The sequence below is a fragment of the Niallia sp. NCCP-28 genome (assembly GCF_023168165.1).
Classification (GTDB): Bacteria; Bacillota; Bacilli; order Bacillales; family Cytobacillaceae; genus Niallia.
The window spans coordinates 328,512-346,673 of record NZ_BQYJ01000001.1; the positions used below are offsets into that span (position 1 = coordinate 328,512).

At 33.3% G+C, this 18,162-nt stretch carries 20 protein-coding genes; 5 read left to right on the plus strand and 15 right to left on the minus strand.

From position 1 onward, the window contains the following. Positions 1-368: 368 nt before the first annotated feature. The 8 genes from moaA to NCCP28_RS01635 form a co-directional block, all read right to left on the minus strand. On the minus strand, positions 369-1,385 hold the full coding sequence (gene moaA, locus NCCP28_RS01600) for a GTP 3',8-cyclase MoaA (RefSeq protein ID WP_248559663.1): 1,017 nt from the start codon (positions 1,383-1,385) through the stop codon (positions 369-371). A 216-nt stretch (positions 1,386-1,601) separates the two neighbouring features. Further along, the gene (fdhD, locus tag NCCP28_RS01605; protein WP_248559664.1) at positions 1,602-2,390 is read right to left on the minus strand and encodes a formate dehydrogenase accessory sulfurtransferase FdhD; all 789 of its coding nucleotides are present in this window, start codon (positions 2,388-2,390) and stop codon (positions 1,602-1,604) included. 126 nt (positions 2,391-2,516) lie between these two features. Next, positions 2,517-3,581 carry a P-loop NTPase gene (locus NCCP28_RS01610; RefSeq protein ID WP_248559665.1) on the minus strand — a complete coding sequence of 355 codons (1,065 nt, stop codon included), beginning with the start codon at positions 3,579-3,581 and terminating at the stop codon, positions 2,517-2,519. Positions 3,582-4,357: 776 nt separating this feature from the next. Beyond that, positions 4,358-4,558 carry a hypothetical protein gene (locus NCCP28_RS01615; RefSeq protein ID WP_248559666.1) on the minus strand — a complete coding sequence of 67 codons (201 nt, stop codon included), beginning with the start codon at positions 4,556-4,558 and terminating at the stop codon, positions 4,358-4,360. A gap of 60 nt (positions 4,559-4,618) precedes the next feature. After that, positions 4,619-4,831 carry a hypothetical protein gene (locus NCCP28_RS01620; protein ID WP_248559667.1) on the minus strand — a complete coding sequence of 71 codons (213 nt, stop codon included), beginning with the start codon at positions 4,829-4,831 and terminating at the stop codon, positions 4,619-4,621. 230 nt (positions 4,832-5,061) lie between these two features. Next, positions 5,062-6,045, minus strand: coding sequence for an aromatic acid exporter family protein (locus tag NCCP28_RS01625; protein ID WP_248559668.1), 984 nt, complete (start codon positions 6,043-6,045; stop codon positions 5,062-5,064). A gap of 2 nt (positions 6,046-6,047) precedes the next feature. Next, positions 6,048-6,347, minus strand: coding sequence for a biotin/lipoyl attachment domain-containing protein (locus NCCP28_RS01630; protein WP_248559669.1), 300 nt, complete (start codon positions 6,345-6,347; stop codon positions 6,048-6,050). 538 nt (positions 6,348-6,885) lie between these two features. After that, on the minus strand, positions 6,886-7,170 hold the full coding sequence (locus NCCP28_RS01635) for a hypothetical protein (RefSeq protein ID WP_248559670.1): 285 nt from the start codon (positions 7,168-7,170) through the stop codon (positions 6,886-6,888). Between the two features lie 457 nt (positions 7,171-7,627). Between NCCP28_RS01635 and cspD the strand changes: the two genes are divergently transcribed. Next, positions 7,628-7,828 (plus strand): cold-shock protein CspD, encoded by a 201-nt coding sequence (gene cspD, locus NCCP28_RS01640; RefSeq protein ID WP_009332654.1) that lies wholly within the window; start codon positions 7,628-7,630, stop codon positions 7,826-7,828. 53 nt (positions 7,829-7,881) lie between these two features. Here the strand turns inward: cspD and NCCP28_RS01645 are convergent, their stop codons facing one another. Both NCCP28_RS01645 and NCCP28_RS01650 read right to left on the minus strand, forming a co-directional pair. Then, complete coding sequence (locus NCCP28_RS01645) at positions 7,882-8,067, minus strand: zinc-finger domain-containing protein (protein WP_248559671.1); 186 nt, start codon at positions 8,065-8,067, stop codon at positions 7,882-7,884. A 73-nt stretch (positions 8,068-8,140) separates the two neighbouring features. Then, positions 8,141-8,797 carry a reverse transcriptase-like protein gene (locus tag NCCP28_RS01650; protein WP_248559672.1) on the minus strand — a complete coding sequence of 219 codons (657 nt, stop codon included), beginning with the start codon at positions 8,795-8,797 and terminating at the stop codon, positions 8,141-8,143. A gap of 207 nt (positions 8,798-9,004) precedes the next feature. On the opposite strand from NCCP28_RS01650, the gene NCCP28_RS01655 reads away from it, so the two are divergent. Both NCCP28_RS01655 and NCCP28_RS01660 read left to right on the plus strand, forming a co-directional pair. Continuing rightward, positions 9,005-9,415, plus strand: coding sequence for a reverse transcriptase-like protein (locus NCCP28_RS01655; protein ID WP_248559673.1), 411 nt, complete (start codon positions 9,005-9,007; stop codon positions 9,413-9,415). Positions 9,416-9,429: 14 nt separating this feature from the next. Continuing rightward, positions 9,430-10,341, plus strand: coding sequence for a DMT family transporter (locus NCCP28_RS01660; RefSeq protein WP_248560263.1), 912 nt, complete (start codon positions 9,430-9,432; stop codon positions 10,339-10,341). Positions 10,342-10,399: 58 nt separating this feature from the next. Here NCCP28_RS01660 and NCCP28_RS01665 read toward each other — a convergent pair whose 3' ends face one another. Beyond that, positions 10,400-10,669, minus strand: coding sequence for a DUF6123 family protein (locus NCCP28_RS01665; protein WP_248559674.1), 270 nt, complete (start codon positions 10,667-10,669; stop codon positions 10,400-10,402). Between the two features lie 27 nt (positions 10,670-10,696). Next, positions 10,697-11,191 carry a divergent PAP2 family protein gene (locus NCCP28_RS01670; RefSeq protein WP_248559675.1) on the minus strand — a complete coding sequence of 165 codons (495 nt, stop codon included), beginning with the start codon at positions 11,189-11,191 and terminating at the stop codon, positions 10,697-10,699. A 110-nt stretch (positions 11,192-11,301) separates the two neighbouring features. Here NCCP28_RS01670 and sspL point away from each other — a divergent pair, with 110 nt between their 5' ends. Further along, the gene (sspL, locus tag NCCP28_RS01675; RefSeq protein ID WP_248559676.1) at positions 11,302-11,442 is read left to right on the plus strand and encodes a small, acid-soluble spore protein L; all 141 of its coding nucleotides are present in this window, start codon (positions 11,302-11,304) and stop codon (positions 11,440-11,442) included. Between the two features lie 270 nt (positions 11,443-11,712). Here sspL and NCCP28_RS01680 read toward each other — a convergent pair whose 3' ends face one another. Both NCCP28_RS01680 and NCCP28_RS01685 read right to left on the minus strand, forming a co-directional pair. Next, positions 11,713-12,582 carry a 5'-3' exonuclease gene (locus NCCP28_RS01680; RefSeq protein ID WP_375709366.1) on the minus strand — a complete coding sequence of 290 codons (870 nt, stop codon included), beginning with the start codon at positions 12,580-12,582 and terminating at the stop codon, positions 11,713-11,715. A 192-nt stretch (positions 12,583-12,774) separates the two neighbouring features. After that, positions 12,775-16,359 carry a dynamin family protein gene (locus tag NCCP28_RS01685; protein ID WP_248559678.1) on the minus strand — a complete coding sequence of 1,195 codons (3,585 nt, stop codon included), beginning with the start codon at positions 16,357-16,359 and terminating at the stop codon, positions 12,775-12,777. Positions 16,360-17,105: 746 nt separating this feature from the next. On the opposite strand from NCCP28_RS01685, the gene NCCP28_RS01690 reads away from it, so the two are divergent. Further along, positions 17,106-17,558 carry a chemotaxis protein CheX gene (locus NCCP28_RS01690; RefSeq protein WP_248559679.1) on the plus strand — a complete coding sequence of 151 codons (453 nt, stop codon included), beginning with the start codon at positions 17,106-17,108 and terminating at the stop codon, positions 17,556-17,558. A gap of 145 nt (positions 17,559-17,703) precedes the next feature. Here NCCP28_RS01690 and NCCP28_RS01695 read toward each other — a convergent pair whose 3' ends face one another. Continuing rightward, complete coding sequence (locus tag NCCP28_RS01695; RefSeq protein ID WP_248559680.1) at positions 17,704-17,856, minus strand: hypothetical protein; 153 nt, start codon at positions 17,854-17,856, stop codon at positions 17,704-17,706. Positions 17,857-18,162: the final 306 nt, after the last annotated feature.

The following is an 18,162-nucleotide window of genomic DNA, read 5'->3' on the forward strand; positions in this document are numbered from 1 at the left end:
GTCAAAGGAAATACGCACTTCAAAGTCTGTCTATCTTTCTTCCAAAAGAGTATATCAAAAAATGATGCATAATCACGATTCAAATCAACCTATCTCAGTTGGTACAGCAGTACTAATAGTTAGCTAGTGATACAAAAATATCACACGACCACAAGATTGAAAAAAATTCATCATCTTCTAACAAAGCAGCAGCATGTCATACATGAATATTGTATTGTTAAAGATTAGATATCATCAATTACTTCTACTATTACATCTTGGTGTAACAATTCATTTATTCAAAAGTATTTATTTATAGGATAAAATGCATTTTAACTATTAAAATCAATAAAGAAATATAATAAATCTTCATTGCCATGCTAATAATTTCAACCACCAATATGTGACATTTCTACCTTTGAGCTGTTTCTTGGACTATTACCATTTGCTCTTTCATCCGAATATCGATCCTTACGATGATTCCAAATATCAGTAATTTTATTAGTAATCACATCATCCGATTCTTCTGAGCGAAGCAAATGACGAAGATCATATCCTTTTGATGCAAATAAGCATGTATATAATTTCCCTTCAGCAGAAATTCGAGCCCTTGAACAGGACGAACAAAAAGAATCGGTAACAGATGAAATGATTCCAATTTCTTGATCACTGTCTATATACCGATACCTAGTCGCCACTTCTCCTACATAATTTGGCTTAATTTTTTCAAGTGGCATTACTTCTCCAATTCGATTCAAAATCTCTTGTTTGGTCATTACTTCTGCCATTCCCCAGCCATTTGAATTCCCTACATCCATATACTCAATAAAGCGAAGAGTATGCTTATTTTCTTTAAAGTATTTTGCCATTGGTATGATATCTTGATCGTTTTTTCCTTTTTGAACAACCATATTCACTTTCACTTTTAACCCTGCGTCAGAAGCTATCTGAATTCCTTCTAAAACTCTCGCAACTTTGCTTTTATTTCCATTTAACTGATTAAAACGTTCATCATCTAAAGAATCCAGACTGACTGTCACCCGTCTTAACCCCGCATCAAATAACAGAGGGGCAGACTTTTTAAGAAGAGATCCATTCGTCGTAATAGCAATATCTTCTAATCCATCAATCAAATTCAAACGACGAATTAATTCAGGAAGATCCCTGCGTAATAGAGGTTCTCCCCCTGTAATACGTACTTTTCTAACACCTAAAGAAACAAATATCCGGGTTAAACGCTCCATTTCATGAAAAGACAGAATTTTATCAGAAGCTAAAAAGGGATAATTGGGACCAAAGATTTCTTCGGGCATGCAATAGCGGCAGCGAAAATTACAACGATCTGTTACAGATAATCGCAAATCTTTTAATGGACGCTGTAATTTATCTAAGATAGTATCTTCCATATTATTCCTCTCTCTTCCATCAGATAGAAAACTAACATTAATTGCAAAATATTTTTGCTGCTCTTATCACGCAATAATAGGCAGTAATACCCCCATCTCAAGGTTATGAGAGAAAACGAGAAATCTAAGTGGGGGAAAACTTCCCATAAAAGCCTGATTGGTTCAACTAACAATCAGTGGGATATGGAAAAAACCCCCACTGATTGAAATTTCACTTTATAAAATTCGTTCTGGACATGTATAAATATTAAAAGATTGATTTCGAATAAAACCTATTGTCGTAATTCCTAAGCCTTCTGCCAACTCTAACGCTAATTCAGTAGGAGCAGATTTTGAAAGTACTATTTCGCAACCAATCTTTGCTACTTTCAATAGAATTTCTGAAGATATCCGTCCGCTGAAAACAATAATCTTATTTCCAACCGGTATATTATTTTTCAAGCAGTATCCGTATATTTTATCTAAGGCATTATGCCTTCCTATATCTAGGCGGCTTAGCATAAAATCTTTCCCGTCACACAAAGAGGCGTTATGAACCCCTCCTGTCTCATGAAAAACAGTAGCCGAATTTTGTAAATTTTTCATTAAACGCAGACAATCGTCCGCAGAGATTTTAACTCGGATTTCCTTCATCTTCTTAGCAGTTAATGCATCATTAACAAACACAAATCCTTGCCTGCTCATTCCACAGCAAGAGGTAATGTAACGCTTGTTCTGGAAGTTTTGATAATAAGGATTTAGCTTATCTATTTTCACATGTATATAGCCTTCTTTTTCTTGAAACCAAATATTTTTAATCTCTTCATATTTCTTTATAATTCCTTCAGATGCTAAATAGCCGATGACCATATCTTCAATGTATTCTGGTGTACAGACCATCGTAACAAATTCTTCTTCATTAATTTTTACCGTAACAGGAAACTCTGTAACAATTACATCCTCAGCACTTTCAATATGCCCATTCGCAAATTTCAGAATCTCCCTTTTCTTCACCGTTGGTTTCATATAATCATTCAGCCTTTAAATTATATTTTCATTAAAAATTCTATACTTGTTCATGTCTGAGAATAAATTAATCCATTTGTTCCTACTCATTGACCATAGTTTAAAATTCACTAGTATAATATAGAATCATTGTCTTAAGACTTGTTCTCTATAAACGAGATCTTGAGCTAAAGACGTAAACATTTCTCCAGTAAGCGAATCTTCATCATATACATTTAAATTTTTATTTTCCTCTCGCTTTGCAAAAGGAATTCTTGCAATAACTGCAGCATCTATCTGTTGAGCTAACATATCACCGCCACCTTTTCCAAAAAGGTAGTTTCTTGAGCCATCTTGCTCTTCATAATAAGACATATTCTCCACAATGCCGAGGATGTCATGATTAGTATGTTTAGCCATGACTCCTGCTCTAGAAGCAACAAAAGAAGCGACATTATGAGGAGTTGTGACAATAATTTCTTTTGCCTGAGGAATCATGGCAGCTACGTCAATCGCTACGTCTCCCGTGCCAGGTGGCAAATCCAGAAGAAGATAATCTAGTTCTCCCCAATGTGTATTCGCAAGGAAGTTTTGAATCCATTTATTTAGCATCGGTCCTCTCCACATGACTGGATTGTTATTATTTGTAAAAAATCCCATAGACATAACTTTAACACCATGACTTACAACCGGAATAACGGTCTTATCAATCATGGTTGGTTTTTGTTTTACTTCCATCATTGCCGGAATACTAAATCCATAAATATCAGCATCTAAAATACCTACCCTTTTTCCCATACGAACCAACGCAGTAGCAAGGTTTATGGTAACCGTTGATTTTCCCACTCCTCCTTTGCCACTTGTCACCGCAATAAATTGAACTCCTGAATCCGGTCGCAGCATGTTGGGCATTCCAGTCTCTGTTGTAGCACTTTTTTTCAAATTTTTTGTTAATGAAGCACGTTCTTCTGGTGTCATAGAACCAAAGGTTAATAAAACACTTGAGGCCCCAATACCTTTAAGAGAATTTTCAACTTCTTCTTTTATGCTAGCTTTTAAAGGACATCCCTGGATTGTTAAAACGACTTCAAGTTCAACATTTGTACCATCCATTTTAATATTTCTTACCATGTTTAATTCCACGATGCTTTTATTCAATTCAGGATCTTCGACGTGTTTTAGAGCTTCCATAATTTCTTCGTGTGTCAGCATATATTTCATTCCTTTTTTATTTAAGGCTGTTTTCTAAAAGATTGTTGTTCTTCAGATAGTTTCCATGAGTAAATCCATGGTTAAAACAGGTTGATCGGAGTGAAAGGACTCCTGTTGGATTAGCGGGACAGATGAGACACCGCCTGCCCCATGGAAAGCGAGCATCCTGGAACGGAGATCAACCTACTCCTTAAAATCAAAAAAGTTTACGAAAACAACCTTATTTAATAACTTCATTTTCTTACGACTAATCAATTTAGAGAAATATTCAATTTTTTAACATTCTGCTTGCAGTAAATAAAGATATAAAATTCCCATCGAACGATATAGCAATTACTTTGAACTCTTTTATTTTCTCTATGACAATTTCCATTCATTTTCGGGTCGGATATTTTTATTGCTAGAATTTCTCTGAAAAACAAAAAGCCCATCATAAAATAAATTGTGTACATGCAATACACAGTTTATTTTATGATGGGCTAATCACTAAGCAGTTCCCCTACTAGTTATCCATCTCATCACGTATAATAAATATAAAAACCATGATATTAAGGCAACTTGTTATTACCTAATATCAATGAATTTGTATAATTTTATTATAATACTTTAGATCTCTGAGCTCAATAACAAATTATAAACAAAGTTATCAAGATTTTCCTTAAAACAAAAATGAACACATTTGCCCTTCAAATATTTTTAAGAGACTTTTCCAAGTGTCTTTCTGATTTATAGTAGCAAAAAACGTCTTTTTTAGTATTTTAGCGTTGCAACAGTAGTCATATTAAAGCCAATCTGCCCAATGTCTGCTGTCCCAAATTCTCGATTATCTTTAAGCTGATTAACATTTCAGTTGATGTCCATTCATTCAACAAAAGCCAAAATACTTTTTCCCTTTCTTCAAATTGCAATCCAATTATTTGCCCTTTCCTGTCATAGTCACAGGCGGAAATAATCGCTTCCATATCCTCGCGTTTCATCACCAGCTGCTGAAACGCTTCTTTGTCTGATTCTCCCGATTTTTAGGATTATTTTTTACTTTATACCGAAAAACCAGAAGAGGTAAATGGAAAATTATCCATCTTCCAAGAAACCATTTTTGCATCATAATCTTTTGTGCCTTTTAATTGCAGCAAATAGCCATGTAACAATATATCCATTACCTTCAAAATAGCTATCTTGTCTATTTTTATTTTTAATGCATTTGCTATATTTTTAGGAACAGATGGTTTTTTCGCTAAAATTAATTTCATTTTTTCCTGCTTTGTTCAAATAAGAATTGATTAGTGAATACAAGTCTATGTTAAAGATATAAATTGTCAGGCGCAAATAAAATTATGCTCTCAAAAACTTATCTACAAAGGAAAAAGGATAGAAGAAAAAAGGAGAGATTTTTTAAACTATGCAGAAACAAAAAATAACTGCATTTTTTTCCGTCTTTGACCAGACTAGAAAACATGCAGTTAAATCAAGGCTCTACCAATTATTGATACGCCACTTTTAATGATTTTTTTATAACTAAATATTGTTCAATTTCTTTTAAGATATAATAAACTTGGGCCTGTTCTTCAAATACTTCCCAATTGTTTGGAAGATCTTCATTTTTTATTTTATCTTCTATTTTTTTTAATTTGCTTAAAAATAGCTGGGCTGTATTGCCTGAATGAACACAAAGGCTCAGCTCTTCCAAAAAGGCAGCCACTACTTCTCTTTGCTCTATTAATGTAGAAACCCCTGTTACTCTAGCAAATAGACGATCCATAACATCCAGCTGTTTTTCACGGATGGTAAAATACTTATAATAGTAATTTTCTTTGCGGGTAAAATGATTTTCAACATCTCGGAATGCAAGGCTTTTGGCTATTTGCACTTCTTTAGAAGTGGCTTTTAATTTTTTTTGAAAATTTATATCGCATTCATTTTCTCTTAGAAAATGAACCATTTCCATTAATAATTCTTGAAAATGCTTTTCTATTTTTTTCTGATAGGTTTTCATCTCTTTATCCAGACTTGGCATATAGCTATTCACAAGCAATGCAGCACCTATGCCAATGACAATCAAACCTAATTCATTTAAAATAATATCCCAGTTCATATTATTTCTTGAGTAAATATGAAGAATGATAACGGTGCTCGTTACAACCCCTTCATTTACTTTTAATAGAACTGTTGTTGGAATAAACACTAATAGAAGCAGCCCGATTACATAAGGCTGATAAGCTATTCCTTCAAAAAAAACATAAGAAAAAGGAATAGAAAGCATACATGCCACAAAACGGGCAAAAGCGCTATGAAGTGATTTTTTTTTAGAATTTTGCACACATAATATTGTAATAATCGCAGATGAGACAAAAAAATCCAAGTTGCATAATTGCGCAATCGTAATGCCTACACTTACAGCAACTGCTGTTTTAGCCGTTCGATAGCCAATCTTATACTTTTTTAAGCTTTTTATTGCAACATGCATGATTAATCACAACCTGTTACTAACAAATCATCCTGTAAAGAAGCAAGCTTCGTATTAATTGAAATTTTATCACCAGGTTTTACTAAAAGAGATACAACTGATCCACTGAAGGGAACACTTATTTCTTGTATTTCTTCACTAGCTGTTTTAATGGTTAGAATCGGTTCCCACTCATAAAAATAGGACTTTTCTTGAATAAAAACATGTTCCACAATTCCTTCAACAGGGCTTAATATCAACTGGTCTTCTTTTGAAATTTCATAATACGGACTTTGACTGCTTTTTACAATCGTTTCAATCATTTTTTTAAAACTTCCTTTTTATATAGTTTTTTTATCATACAGGTTTTGTTAAAAATGCTGTCAATTTTCGTTCGTTCTTTTCCTGAATAAACGAAAAATCATTGCATTACAGAACCTATTATAAATGGAAAACAAAAAAGCTTTTTCATCTCAGCTGCCTTTTGCAAGAAATTCTTACAATATCTCGTTTCTTTTGTTTTCTGAGTCATGTTAATAAAAACATATTTCCCTATACTTTTCAATGATTTCTAACAAGATTTTTACTTTTTTTTTATAGAAAATTAAGGAAAAAAAATGAATGCGATCACATAAGAAATTTATAAAAGATATCCTCTATTTTTTACTAGCAAAATCTATTGAAAACAAACATTTTCTACATGTTTTCTCATTAAATGCTTTTATTTTCCACTAATTCCAGAGGAAGGGAAATAAAGTGAAACTTCAATCAGTGAGGGTTTTCTTCATCCTCCACCTGAATTTCTTGTTTTGTCTTACAATCCCTTAGATGGGATCAAAAGTCGGTTATTGCGTAATAAATTTAAAGAAAAGGCCTTATTCCCTTTTTTTCCTGTACATACCATTTCTCTTTTTCGACTCGATTAGAAACGGTTAAAATAAAAGAGGGAATTTTTTCTACATTCAATACAGTTAAGCCCATTTCTTCATTCATAATGACAAAAGATTGTCCATGTGATAATGTCGATAATTCTTTGCCTAATTGAAGAATTCCTTTTATAATCGATTCTTTTTCTTCTTCCTCTAATACAACATTTGGAGAAAACCTTAATATCCAATTTTCATTTCCAATCGAAAATCGATACATGCATTCACCCTCCTATATATGGTTAATATATAGCAAAATAGCCTTCCTTCAGCTAAAAAATGTTTATGTCAAAACACAGCCTCTAAATTTTTTCTATTAAGATTATTTCTGTCTCTATGTATACATAAATATGTTAGATTATCTTTTTTCAGAACATATTCACTCTAATCAGAAAACAATGAATTTAGCGTATGCCTTGTTATTCAATTGACGTTATGCTGTTCGTTATTCCGATAAAATGTACACGCTTACCCATACATTTTTGCGAATATAAATAGAATAAAAAAATATCGAAAAAGTGCCTAGAAACCTTGACTGTAAAGGCTTAATCGTGTATATTATAGACATCATTTAACAAAATTCTGAAAAATTGTTTTCTATTATTATTTTGTTCTATGAGAATATTTATTTTATAGGCACTACAGGGTGTCTTGAAAGTCTTAGGAGGAAATTTAATATGCAAAACGGTAAAGTAAAATGGTTTAATAACGAAAAAGGATTTGGATTTATCGAAGTTGAAGGTGGAGACGATGTATTCGTGCATTTCACAGCTATTCAAGGCGAAGGATTCAAATCATTAGAAGAAGGACAAGAAGTTTCTTTTGAAATCGTAGAAGGAAATCGTGGGCCTCAAGCTGCTAACGTTGTAAAACTATAATAAAATATTATTGCTAAATAATATGAATCTAGAGCTGACAACTGTCAGCTCTTTTATTTTTCCCCCATTATCTTTTCTCCATATGCTTTAATTTTTTCTCCAACAGTGCATTGAGAGATGCAAAAGCGATGGGCATACCTTTTGCCTTTTTCATTTTTGTGATGCTGATATAAAAAACAGTCTTTACAAAAATCATTCATTAATATTTCTAATTCTTGCATCCATTTTTTTCTTTCCAATGTTTATCGCCTACTTTTGCCATATTCTATAACCTTTTGTTGGAAAAATCATACCACTTTATTTACTCCCAGCTTAGATGATTTGCATCTTGCTGTATATTCGTTTGCCTTCAAGGGCTTGTGTTGCCAATTTATCCGCTTCTTTATTTTCATTGCGGCCTATCGGGGTGTAAATAGCTTGAATCTTTAATTCAGCAGTTTTTTTCTCTATCCGATCAAGCCATCTATTTAACTCTTCTTCATAACATGGCCACTCTCCCGCAAGCTGCTGCAAAACGACTTGGGAATCGCCCTTAAACTCACATGTTGCTCCTTGCACATTCAATTCCTGCAATAAATTTAAAGCATGATAAAATGCCGCATATTCTGCTTCATTATTTGTTTCCATTTCATGAAAAACTTCGTTTGCCCGAATCCGGTACTTCTTTTTCCCTTGGTGAAAAAAAAGAACAACCCCAATTCCTGCCACTTTTTCTGTCTTTTGATAACCACCATCGAAATAAATCAAAAAATCATGTGGTTCTTCTTCTACTTCCACCGCCAGTTTTTTCAGCTCTTTTAACTGCCAATCTGTTCCATTTTCATCATAAAAGGTGAGTTCTGTGCCTTTTTGGCTTTTTTCAACATCTTCTCCTATTATAATGGCATCTTCTAACGCTATCCAATCAGAAGTAAAATATACAGAATTGCCTTTTTTTATTCGATACTTCCACTCTAATTTATATTTCATCTCTTTATGATTCCTCCATCCACTTTAGCTTGTTATCATTATATTTGATGAAACTTTTCTTTACTTTACTTTCTATTTTCACGTTATAATAAAGGGAAACTTCAATTAGCCAACCGCTTTTTCCCCCGACATTACTAGGAAAAAATCCGGATGCAGCTTAAACAAATAAATCTACCTTATCATACCAAAACTATTGGAGGGATAAAAATGATTGAAGTGTATATTGATGGAGCCAGTGCAGGAAATCCCGGTCCAAGCGGTGCTGGCATATTTATTAAAGGCCATGGGAAAGGAGATAAATATTCTATTCCCCTTGGAACAATGAGCAACCATGAAGCAGAATTTTACGCCTTAATTAAAGCTTTAGAAATCTGCATCGAAAACAATTACCAAACAGTAAGTTTTCGAACAGACTCGGAACTTGTTAGTCGTGCAATAGAAAAGGAATTCGCAAAAAACAAACAATTTGCTCCACTGCTTGAACAGGCTTTAATATTATCAAAAAGACTCCCCTTATTTTTCATTAAATGGGTGCCAAGCAGCGAAAATAAAACAGCCGATGAACTGGCGCGTCTAGCGATAAGAAAAAATGGCAGCAAAGGAGCAAAATCAAATTGACAAAAGGAGCAAAAATGGCAAATGGCCTATTATTGCTAGTAGCAGGAATATGGGGCTTTACATTTGTTACTGTGCAACAGGCTGTTTCTTTTTTAGATCCCCACGCCTTTAATGCCCTCCGATTTAGCATTGGGGCACTTTTTTTAATGATTTGGCTGTTGCTATTTGATCGTCCGCAGCTGCAAAAATGGAATAAAGGTTCTGTAACAGCTGGTTTTATTCTTGGTTTATTTCTATTTATCGGATATTCTTTTCAAACAATTGGGCTTGTTTATACTACTAGTTCTAAAGCCGGTTTTATTACAGGATTAAGCGTTATTTTAGTTCCATTATTTTTATTTATGTTTTATCAAGCTAAATTAACAACTACTAATATAATCGGTGTCTTATCTGCTGCTTCAGGGTTATATTTATTGACGCTTGCAGATCCAGTTTCCGTAAATATTGGCGATTTATATGTTTTTGTATGTGCTGTTGGTTTTGCACTGCAAATTATTTTCACAGGAAAATATGCATCTGCTTATCCAACTTTACTATTAACTATTATTCAACTAGCAACTGTTTCAATCCTGTCTTTTGCTGCAAGTTTTCTTTTTGAAAATACAGCAAATAATTTTCAGCTTTCTGTTCTCTATAAAAAAGAAGTATGGTCCGCTTTATTGATTACTTCTTTGTTCGCCACAGCTCTTGCCTTTATTATCCAAACAGGAGTGCAAAAATATACAACATCTACAAAAGTAGCTCTTATTTTTGCAATGGAACCAGTATTTGCTGCAATAACAGCCTATTTTTATAATCAGGAAAGATTATCAAGCAGCGCCTGGATTGGTTGTATCCTTATTTTAGCAGGAATGATTTTTGCTGAGCTTTCCTTTAAAAAAAGCATAAAACTAACTAAACAAAAGATAAAACGTTTAACTGAATAGATATTTCTAAATACATCAATCAACAAAAAATTCCCGCTTTAAAGACCATTTATATTCTTTAAAGTGGGAATAATTCATTATTTCGAATAAAATGAAATGCTTGTCTTTTTGTTTTTACATCATTATTAACAAATATTTCTAATAATGAAATATAGAAGCTGCCATCAAAACTTTTTTGTATTTTTAATGTACATTCTATCGCTGCCATGCTTAACTCGTCAGGGGCATTTGTTAAAGCCTTTCCAAAATAGATAAAACCAATCGTATCTTCTTTAAAGAAAAAACCTTTGCTTTGCAAAAAAAGCAAGTAATCATCTAATGTGCTCAAAGTTGTGCCAATTCCTCTCCGTGCCTTTTACCGTAATGTTACTTTATTTTTCGACCATTTTCTATCTTTTTTTGATAAAATATGGCCGATAAAACCAATCAGTATACCAAGCAGTGCCCCACCAACCACTTCTTTTGGCTGATGTCCAAGCATTTCTTTTAATTTTTTCGGCTGTTCTTCTTCAAAAGGCAATTTTTCATCATGATTAATTTTATTCATTAAATCATCTAAATTATTTACTTTTAATGTTAATTCCCCGGTTTGCCGCCTTATTCCTTGTGCATCATACATAACAATCAATCCATAGACAAGAGAAAGGGCAAAATCAATCGTTGGTATCCCTCTTTTTAGTGCAATAAAAGTGGTTAGCGAAGACACTCCTGCAGAATGGGAACTTGGCATGCCACCTGTTTGAAAAAATAATCCAGGTTTCCATTTTCCCGTTTTTATAAAATATAATGGTATTTTTAACCCTTGTGCTGCTATGATGCTAGTTAGCGCTACATATACCCCTTTGTTCATTTTCTCACCTCGAAGTTATTTTCTTTTAAAGGCGATTAAATTATTCGATATGGCTTATACTAACCTTGAAGTTTTTATTTCCAACGCATAAATTGTTTAAAGGAGGGTTTATGGTGAGCGTAAAAAATCATACAAATAAAGGCATTGCAGCAGGGGGCGTTAATCCCCAAGGCTATGGCCAGGACGATGATCAAACAAGAAGTCCAAAAAGCAAACTAGAAAATGCAGCAAAAAAAAAGAATACAAAATAAGACAGGGACAATCCAATAAGCCCAATGCATCGGCTATTGGATTGCCCTTTGCCTATTCAAAAAACTGTTTTCTCAAAGTTTTGATTTTAACAGAAAAAGTAAATTCCGAGCAGCCTGCATACACGGAGACTCCTGGGTGGAATGCGAGAAAACGAAGCCTAAGCAGAAGCGAAGCGGCTCATGAAAAATGAACTTTGTCTGCACCCTGCAGTTCACGTTTTTAATTTTCGCTTTTTCATAAAGATTTTTCTTTAAGACAGCTGCATCTATCTAAAAATTAATCGCTTCTTGTTTTTGCACAAAACGGTGAAAATGCTTAAATTCCAATTCATTAAATTTATTGATGGCTAATTCTGGATTAATATTTAAAATGCTTTCTTCCAATAAACAATTAATAGGAACATCACATTTTATTTCCGCTAAAACTCTGCTTAAATGAAGCATGTCTAAATCTGTTTCAATTTTTAGACGCTGAGTCTTTGTCAGCTTCTCTAAATTTGCGAGTATTCCATTTATGTCGCCATAAGATTGCAATAACTTTAATGCTGTTTTTTCCCCTATTCCTCTAACACCAGGATAATTATCACTAGAATCACCCATCAATGCTTTTAAATCAATCATTTGCTGTGGCGTTATGCCTTTTTCCTCAATAAATACTGAAGGTGTATACAAAGAATAATTCCCATAGCCTTTTTTTAATAAAGCAACAGAAATATGCCCATCCAAAAGCTGAAGCATATCTTGATCTCCTGTTAAAATGGTTACATTTGCTGTTTCCTTCATATTTTTGGCAATTGTACCAATACAATCATCGGCTTCAAATCCGACCATCCCAATATTAAGGAGTTGAAAGCTGTCCACTACTTCTTTTACTAAATCAAATTGAGGAATAAGTTCAATCGGCGCGTCCGAACGATTGCCTTTATAGTTTGGATATAATTCGGTGCGAAACGTTTTGCTTCCCATATCCCAGCATACCGCAACATGCGATGGATTAAAATGTTCAACAGCAGTAAAAAAGTGTTTGATAAAACCGTATATTGCGTTTGTTGGCACACCTTTTGAATTAACCATAAACTGCCCTGTTACACTTGTAGCAAAATAAGCACGAAACAATAAAGCCATCCCGTCGACTAGCATTAAATGAGGTTTATTTTTTTCATTCACATTCATCGCTCCTTTACAATCATAACCACCATTATAACAGATTTTTCTTCTTAAGATATTGGTACGTTTTTTCTTTTACAAGTTGTAAAAAGCATGATTGAATGAGCTAGTGCTAGTTCTCGCATCCCCATAATTGTTACTTTTCCATTTTACGCATTTCAGCTATTACTCGATTTCTTTTATTTCCTTTAATATGCTGACTATTTTTTCGACCTGTTCCTCTTCGGTAAACAGCGCCTCTTTTCCTTCATAATAATCTGCTGCTTGCAGGAGAAACTCGCTTCGTTTCTGAATGCTTTCCTTGTTCCATTGATTCAAATAAACAGAACTAAGAGTTTCTATTTCCTGTTTCATGTAGCTTTGACTATGTTCATCCAGTATTAGCTGAATTTCATCTCCTAATTTTTTTCGGTCGTTTTTTTCAAAAAAGGATTTAGGATTTTTAAAATGAACAAGAGCTTTTTTAAATAAAGAGTATTCCATTTCTCGAAATGGCGCATGGAAAGTCAGCTTTGCATCTGATTTAGACATTTCAACAAACTGCAGCATGATTTCTTCATTGACTTCATGAAGCTTATTTAATATCCCATAAAAAGCTTCTTGTTGTTTTTTTGCATAAAAATTTTCAATACGCACAGTAGTTGCCCTTAATTCTTGCTCCATTTCATAGCTGAAGGTCCTTAAAAACTGATCCAATGCTCTTTGCAGTTCATTATTTTTATCCTCTCCTTTTAATAGGCTAGGATGGAAGGCATCAACTAAAAAATCATTAAAACGAAAGAACATCCGCTGTTTCACGTAAAAAAGCTGTTCTTCTATTTCCATCTGAATTTTTTTCTTCAAATAATTTGTATCAAACTCTTGAATAATGGCCGCAATTTTATGATGTTCTTCTTGCAGGCGATGTGCTTCTTGATGTTTTTCTGCTTTTTTCTCAAGAGAAGATTGTACAAACTTCTGGAGGAGCTCTACCGTCTTTTCGCAATCGGCTTTTGCAGAACGAAGCATCATAGCATTCCAATCTTCTTCAATAAAAGCAAAAAGCTTCTCTTTAAAATGAATCATTCTGTCGCTAAAGCTTTTATCTTGATAATACAAACTAGATACAGAAGAAATTTTGGGATTTCGAATACCGTGCAATTGCAGCTGCTCTGTTAAATATTCTGTCACTGCTTGTATTTCCGGTTCATCTTGTGCCAGATCTATGGCATTTACAATAAAAAACATTTTATCTGTTTCCATCGCATCCTTCATACGCCCTAGCTGCATCAAAAAGGATTTATCTGCTTTAGAAAAGGAGTGATTATAATAGCTGACATAAATAATCGAATCCGCTTCCTTCATATATTCAAAGCTGACTTCTGTATGCCTTGTATTAATGGAATCCCCGCCTGGTGTATCAATTAATATCATGCCTTTTTTTGTAAACTCACAATCGAAGTAAACATCAATATTGGCAATCAAACAGGAGTTTTCTTCTATTGCAACATAACGTTCAAGCTGTGTATAGTCTGTTTGCGTGTGTTTCCCTAATAACTCCTTATTTTTTTTATAGCCTTGCAAAAAGAATTGAAAATACCGGATGATTGCCGGAAAATCTGCTGTCTGCTCTCTAATCAATTCCTCGATTACAGGAATGCTTTCCGTTAGATTTGCCGCCGTTTTTTTAAATAACTGCAATTGTTCTTTTATTTCACTCCAAATCTGCTCTTCATTTTTCCACTTTACACTAACCGTTCCATGTGGATGTTGATTGTCTACTGGAACAATTCTATTAATGGCAGCAGTTGTAGGATTAGGTGAAACAGGGAGCAGCGGATAGTCTAATAAAGCATTGGCAAAGGATGATTTTCCAGCACTGAATGCGCCAAATAAACAAATCGTATATTGTTTATTGATGATGCTACCAGCTTTTTTTTGTAAATTTGCCGCTATTTGTTTAAAACCTTTTATCTCTTTTGCATGATCAGATAAAAACTGCAATTGTTTTAACACTTTGTTTTTTTCAGGAATAGCTTTGTTTTCTATCGTTTTTTCTGCAGTAGGAGCTATTTCTTTTGTCTCCACCGCTTTAAGTATAGAGCCGGTAATAGGTTTTGCTTTTTTTTCTTTGATTAAATCTAAAAATAGTGGATGATCTTCTGTTTTTTCGTGAAGTAATCGATATTCTTGTTTCTCTGATTTTTCCCAAGCTTCTATTATTTTTTGTCTATTGTTTTTTGCGGCAATTAGCTCCTCTAATACTGCTATTTCCCCTTGTATCTCCTTTGTTTTATTTGCATTGGCTTTTTGAAAATCTTCTCCAATAACCCCCAATAGCTGGATGGCTTCTTTTTTTATCTTTCTTTTAATAAATTTTTCCACTTCTTCACAATAAACAAGAAGATAATTTTCAGATAAATCCGCTTTATCATTAACAAGCTGCTTAAGGGATGTATCTTTAATCGAAGATTTCCACACTCTTACTTTTCCCAGCACTTCCATGTTTGCGTTTTCAAAATTATTTGCAGTTTGTTCGAAAAATTCAATCAACGGAGCCACCAATTGAATTTTTACCGTATGTTCTAACTGTTCCAAAAAATGGGCCAATCGTTTTTCTTTCTCTTTTTGCACTTTTTGTTTAGTGGTAAACAAACCCATCTTAAAATTCTTCTGCTCTGTCTGCAAATATGCTCTAGCAAGTTCTCGATTTTGATACGGCATAATATAGGCATTTTCAATTGTTGATAAAATGGTCGTTTCCCATTGTTTATATGTTTCACTGGCAGCATTCTGCCGTTTGGTTAACTCTATTGTTTTCCTCTCAAGCGTCTCTTCCAATACAAACTGCTCTTTTTCTGTCAGTATAGATAATTGATTCAGATAAGGTGTCAACTGCTCTTTTTTTCTATTTTCCCGAAATAACTGATGATCTTTTTGGATTTTCAAACATGATTGCTCAGTTGTTTTCGGCAAAATAGCATGTTTATTGTCCATTTGTTCTTTTATGTATTGCTGCAATTTTCCTAAATCATTATACTGCCACTTTTTATCTTTTACACTTGTAAAAAAAATCTTAACAAGTGGTACACCATATGATTGAAAGGCTCTCTGGACGCTTTCTTTAAAGTCTGCTAGCTTTAATTGTGCTTCCTGGTGTTTATCCATTTGATTGACGATAAGTGCCACTTCTTTACCCTTTGTAACTAACTGCTTCATAAACTCCAAATTTACTTCTGACTGAACATGATTATAATCGACAACATAAAAAATAAGATCTGCCAAATGGATGCTTGACTCAGTTGCCAATAAATGAGCTTGATCTGTACTGTCAATGCCAGGTGTATCCATCAACAGAACATTGTCCGGCAAATTAATTCCTGATAAACAAATCTCTATTTCTTTCACATCTTGACTATTTTTGCAATAGCTTTGGATTTCCTTTAAATTAGCCGCCTCTTGATAAAGAAATGCCTCTCCATTATGAAGGGTAATTTTTGCTGTATTATTGCCAGAGCGAATACGAACTAAATTAGCGGAAGTTGGAATAGGGCTTGCCGGCAAAATAGGTTTATTCATTAAGGCGTTTATCATGCTAGATTTACCTGCAGAATAGTGCCCGCAAAAACTAATCGAAAATTCTGATGAATATGCTTTTTTTAGCAGCTCTTTTATTCGATTGGCTGAAATAATATCTTCTTCTTGGAAATACAGCTGATGAAGTTTTGCTAAACGATTAAGATTTTGTACAGAACTAGTTGTTAGAACCATAGACGCCTCCTTTTTTTCTATTTTACCATGTTCTATGATCTAATTGTTTACAAGAAGTTTATAAAATAAAACTTCCCGTATACCGTGCAGTCCTCCATTTAAATTTCTTGTAGCAAAGTTTAAAAGCTTTTGGCTGTTGCACTCTGTTATCGTCAGATGAAAACACAAAAAATCCAATTTTTAAAATTGGATTTCATTTTAGCATGCTATGTATTTCATTATATTATTTTTGATGGACTGATTTTGTCGTATTATTTAAAACATATTTCATTACAAATAAATAACTTGCGATGGTCACCCCGATAGATACAACTAACATGGTTATCCCTTCTTTCTGTTAATGAGAATAACTATCAAGTTCAATTAGATTGTATCATTAACGATAATCATTTTCAATATGTCCTATTATTTTTTTTTGAATTTTTTATTTATTTAAACAAAAAAAGGATGCCATTACTATCTTAGGCATCCTTAACTGTTTTGAAGGAGTTGCTGTGCATCTCTATTATAAAGAAAGAATTATAAAATTTCATTATAAAAAATTTCCACGTTGAGAATATTTTTCATACTAACTACTCAAAAATAGGCCTTTTCACATAGTTAAATAGATGGTATTGTTTTGAATAATACTATAGGATTAGAGAGAAAATAATGAAAAATTTCAAAGCATATTTTTAGATGTCTTTGCATATGGGCAATAAAAATATGATAAGATGAAGCTAATTGATTATTTGGGGGAATATAAAATGACATTAACAAAAAGTGCAACAGAAATATTAAACGGGACTATTGAATCTGTCAAAAGTGTTCTCCCTTTTGAAATTTCCATCCAGAAGCCTTTACAAATTTCAGCTCCTTTTTTTCAGAAATCTTTTGGTGTATTAATTGGTATAACTGGAGATTTGCGCGGCAGAATTATCATTGACGGCAATGAACATGTTTTTAGCAAACTAGGAGAAACGATGTTTGGCATGCTGTTGGAAGGAGAAATGTTAGAGTCTTTTTCTGGTGAACTTGGCAATATGATTGCTGGAAATTTATCTACCTTTGTCTCACAAAATGGCATCGAAATGGATATCACTCCACCAACTGTCCTTATTGGAGAAACAAAAATGTATGGTTTTGACAAAGCGCTTCAATTGCCAATCTTTTTAAATGAGCTTGGAACTTTAAACATTATTTTAATGATAGAAGGATAGTTCCTTATTACTATATTATATGTATCCTAATATAGGTTGAACAAAACGCTTGTTTTTTTCAGCTATAAACAATCTACGTTTTAGCATCATATTACCATGATTAAAATGTATAGCAACTAAATACAAGCGTTTCAACCATCTCCATCTATAGAGTATCATCTTGCTCCATTTTATCTTTTTGCATACTTTGATAGTGAACTTCAATTTTCAACTTCTTTTCTACCTTTTTTCCGCAGTTTAAGCAGGTAGTTTCTTCATTATAAAGTATTCGGCAGTATTCACAATAAAATTTCTCCATGCTTTCACATCCACTATTTATTCGGCATATAGTAGTATATTTATTAATCAAATTTTTTGTGATAAATTTAAATATACATTTTATGTTTTTCTCCATTTTTACTTATGAAAAAAAGCAGCGTTCTATGACAAAATTATGAATTTTTTCTATTTAACTAGCAAATTTTCACCTAGTCTGTTAAAAGTAAATCAAACCATTTTGGAAACAATTTCTTTGGCTTACCCGCAAATACTCATTCATTTCAGGAAAGTTTTCTGGCAGAGTCAATTAGCATTATCAATAGTCCTAGATTCGAGGTGTTATCCA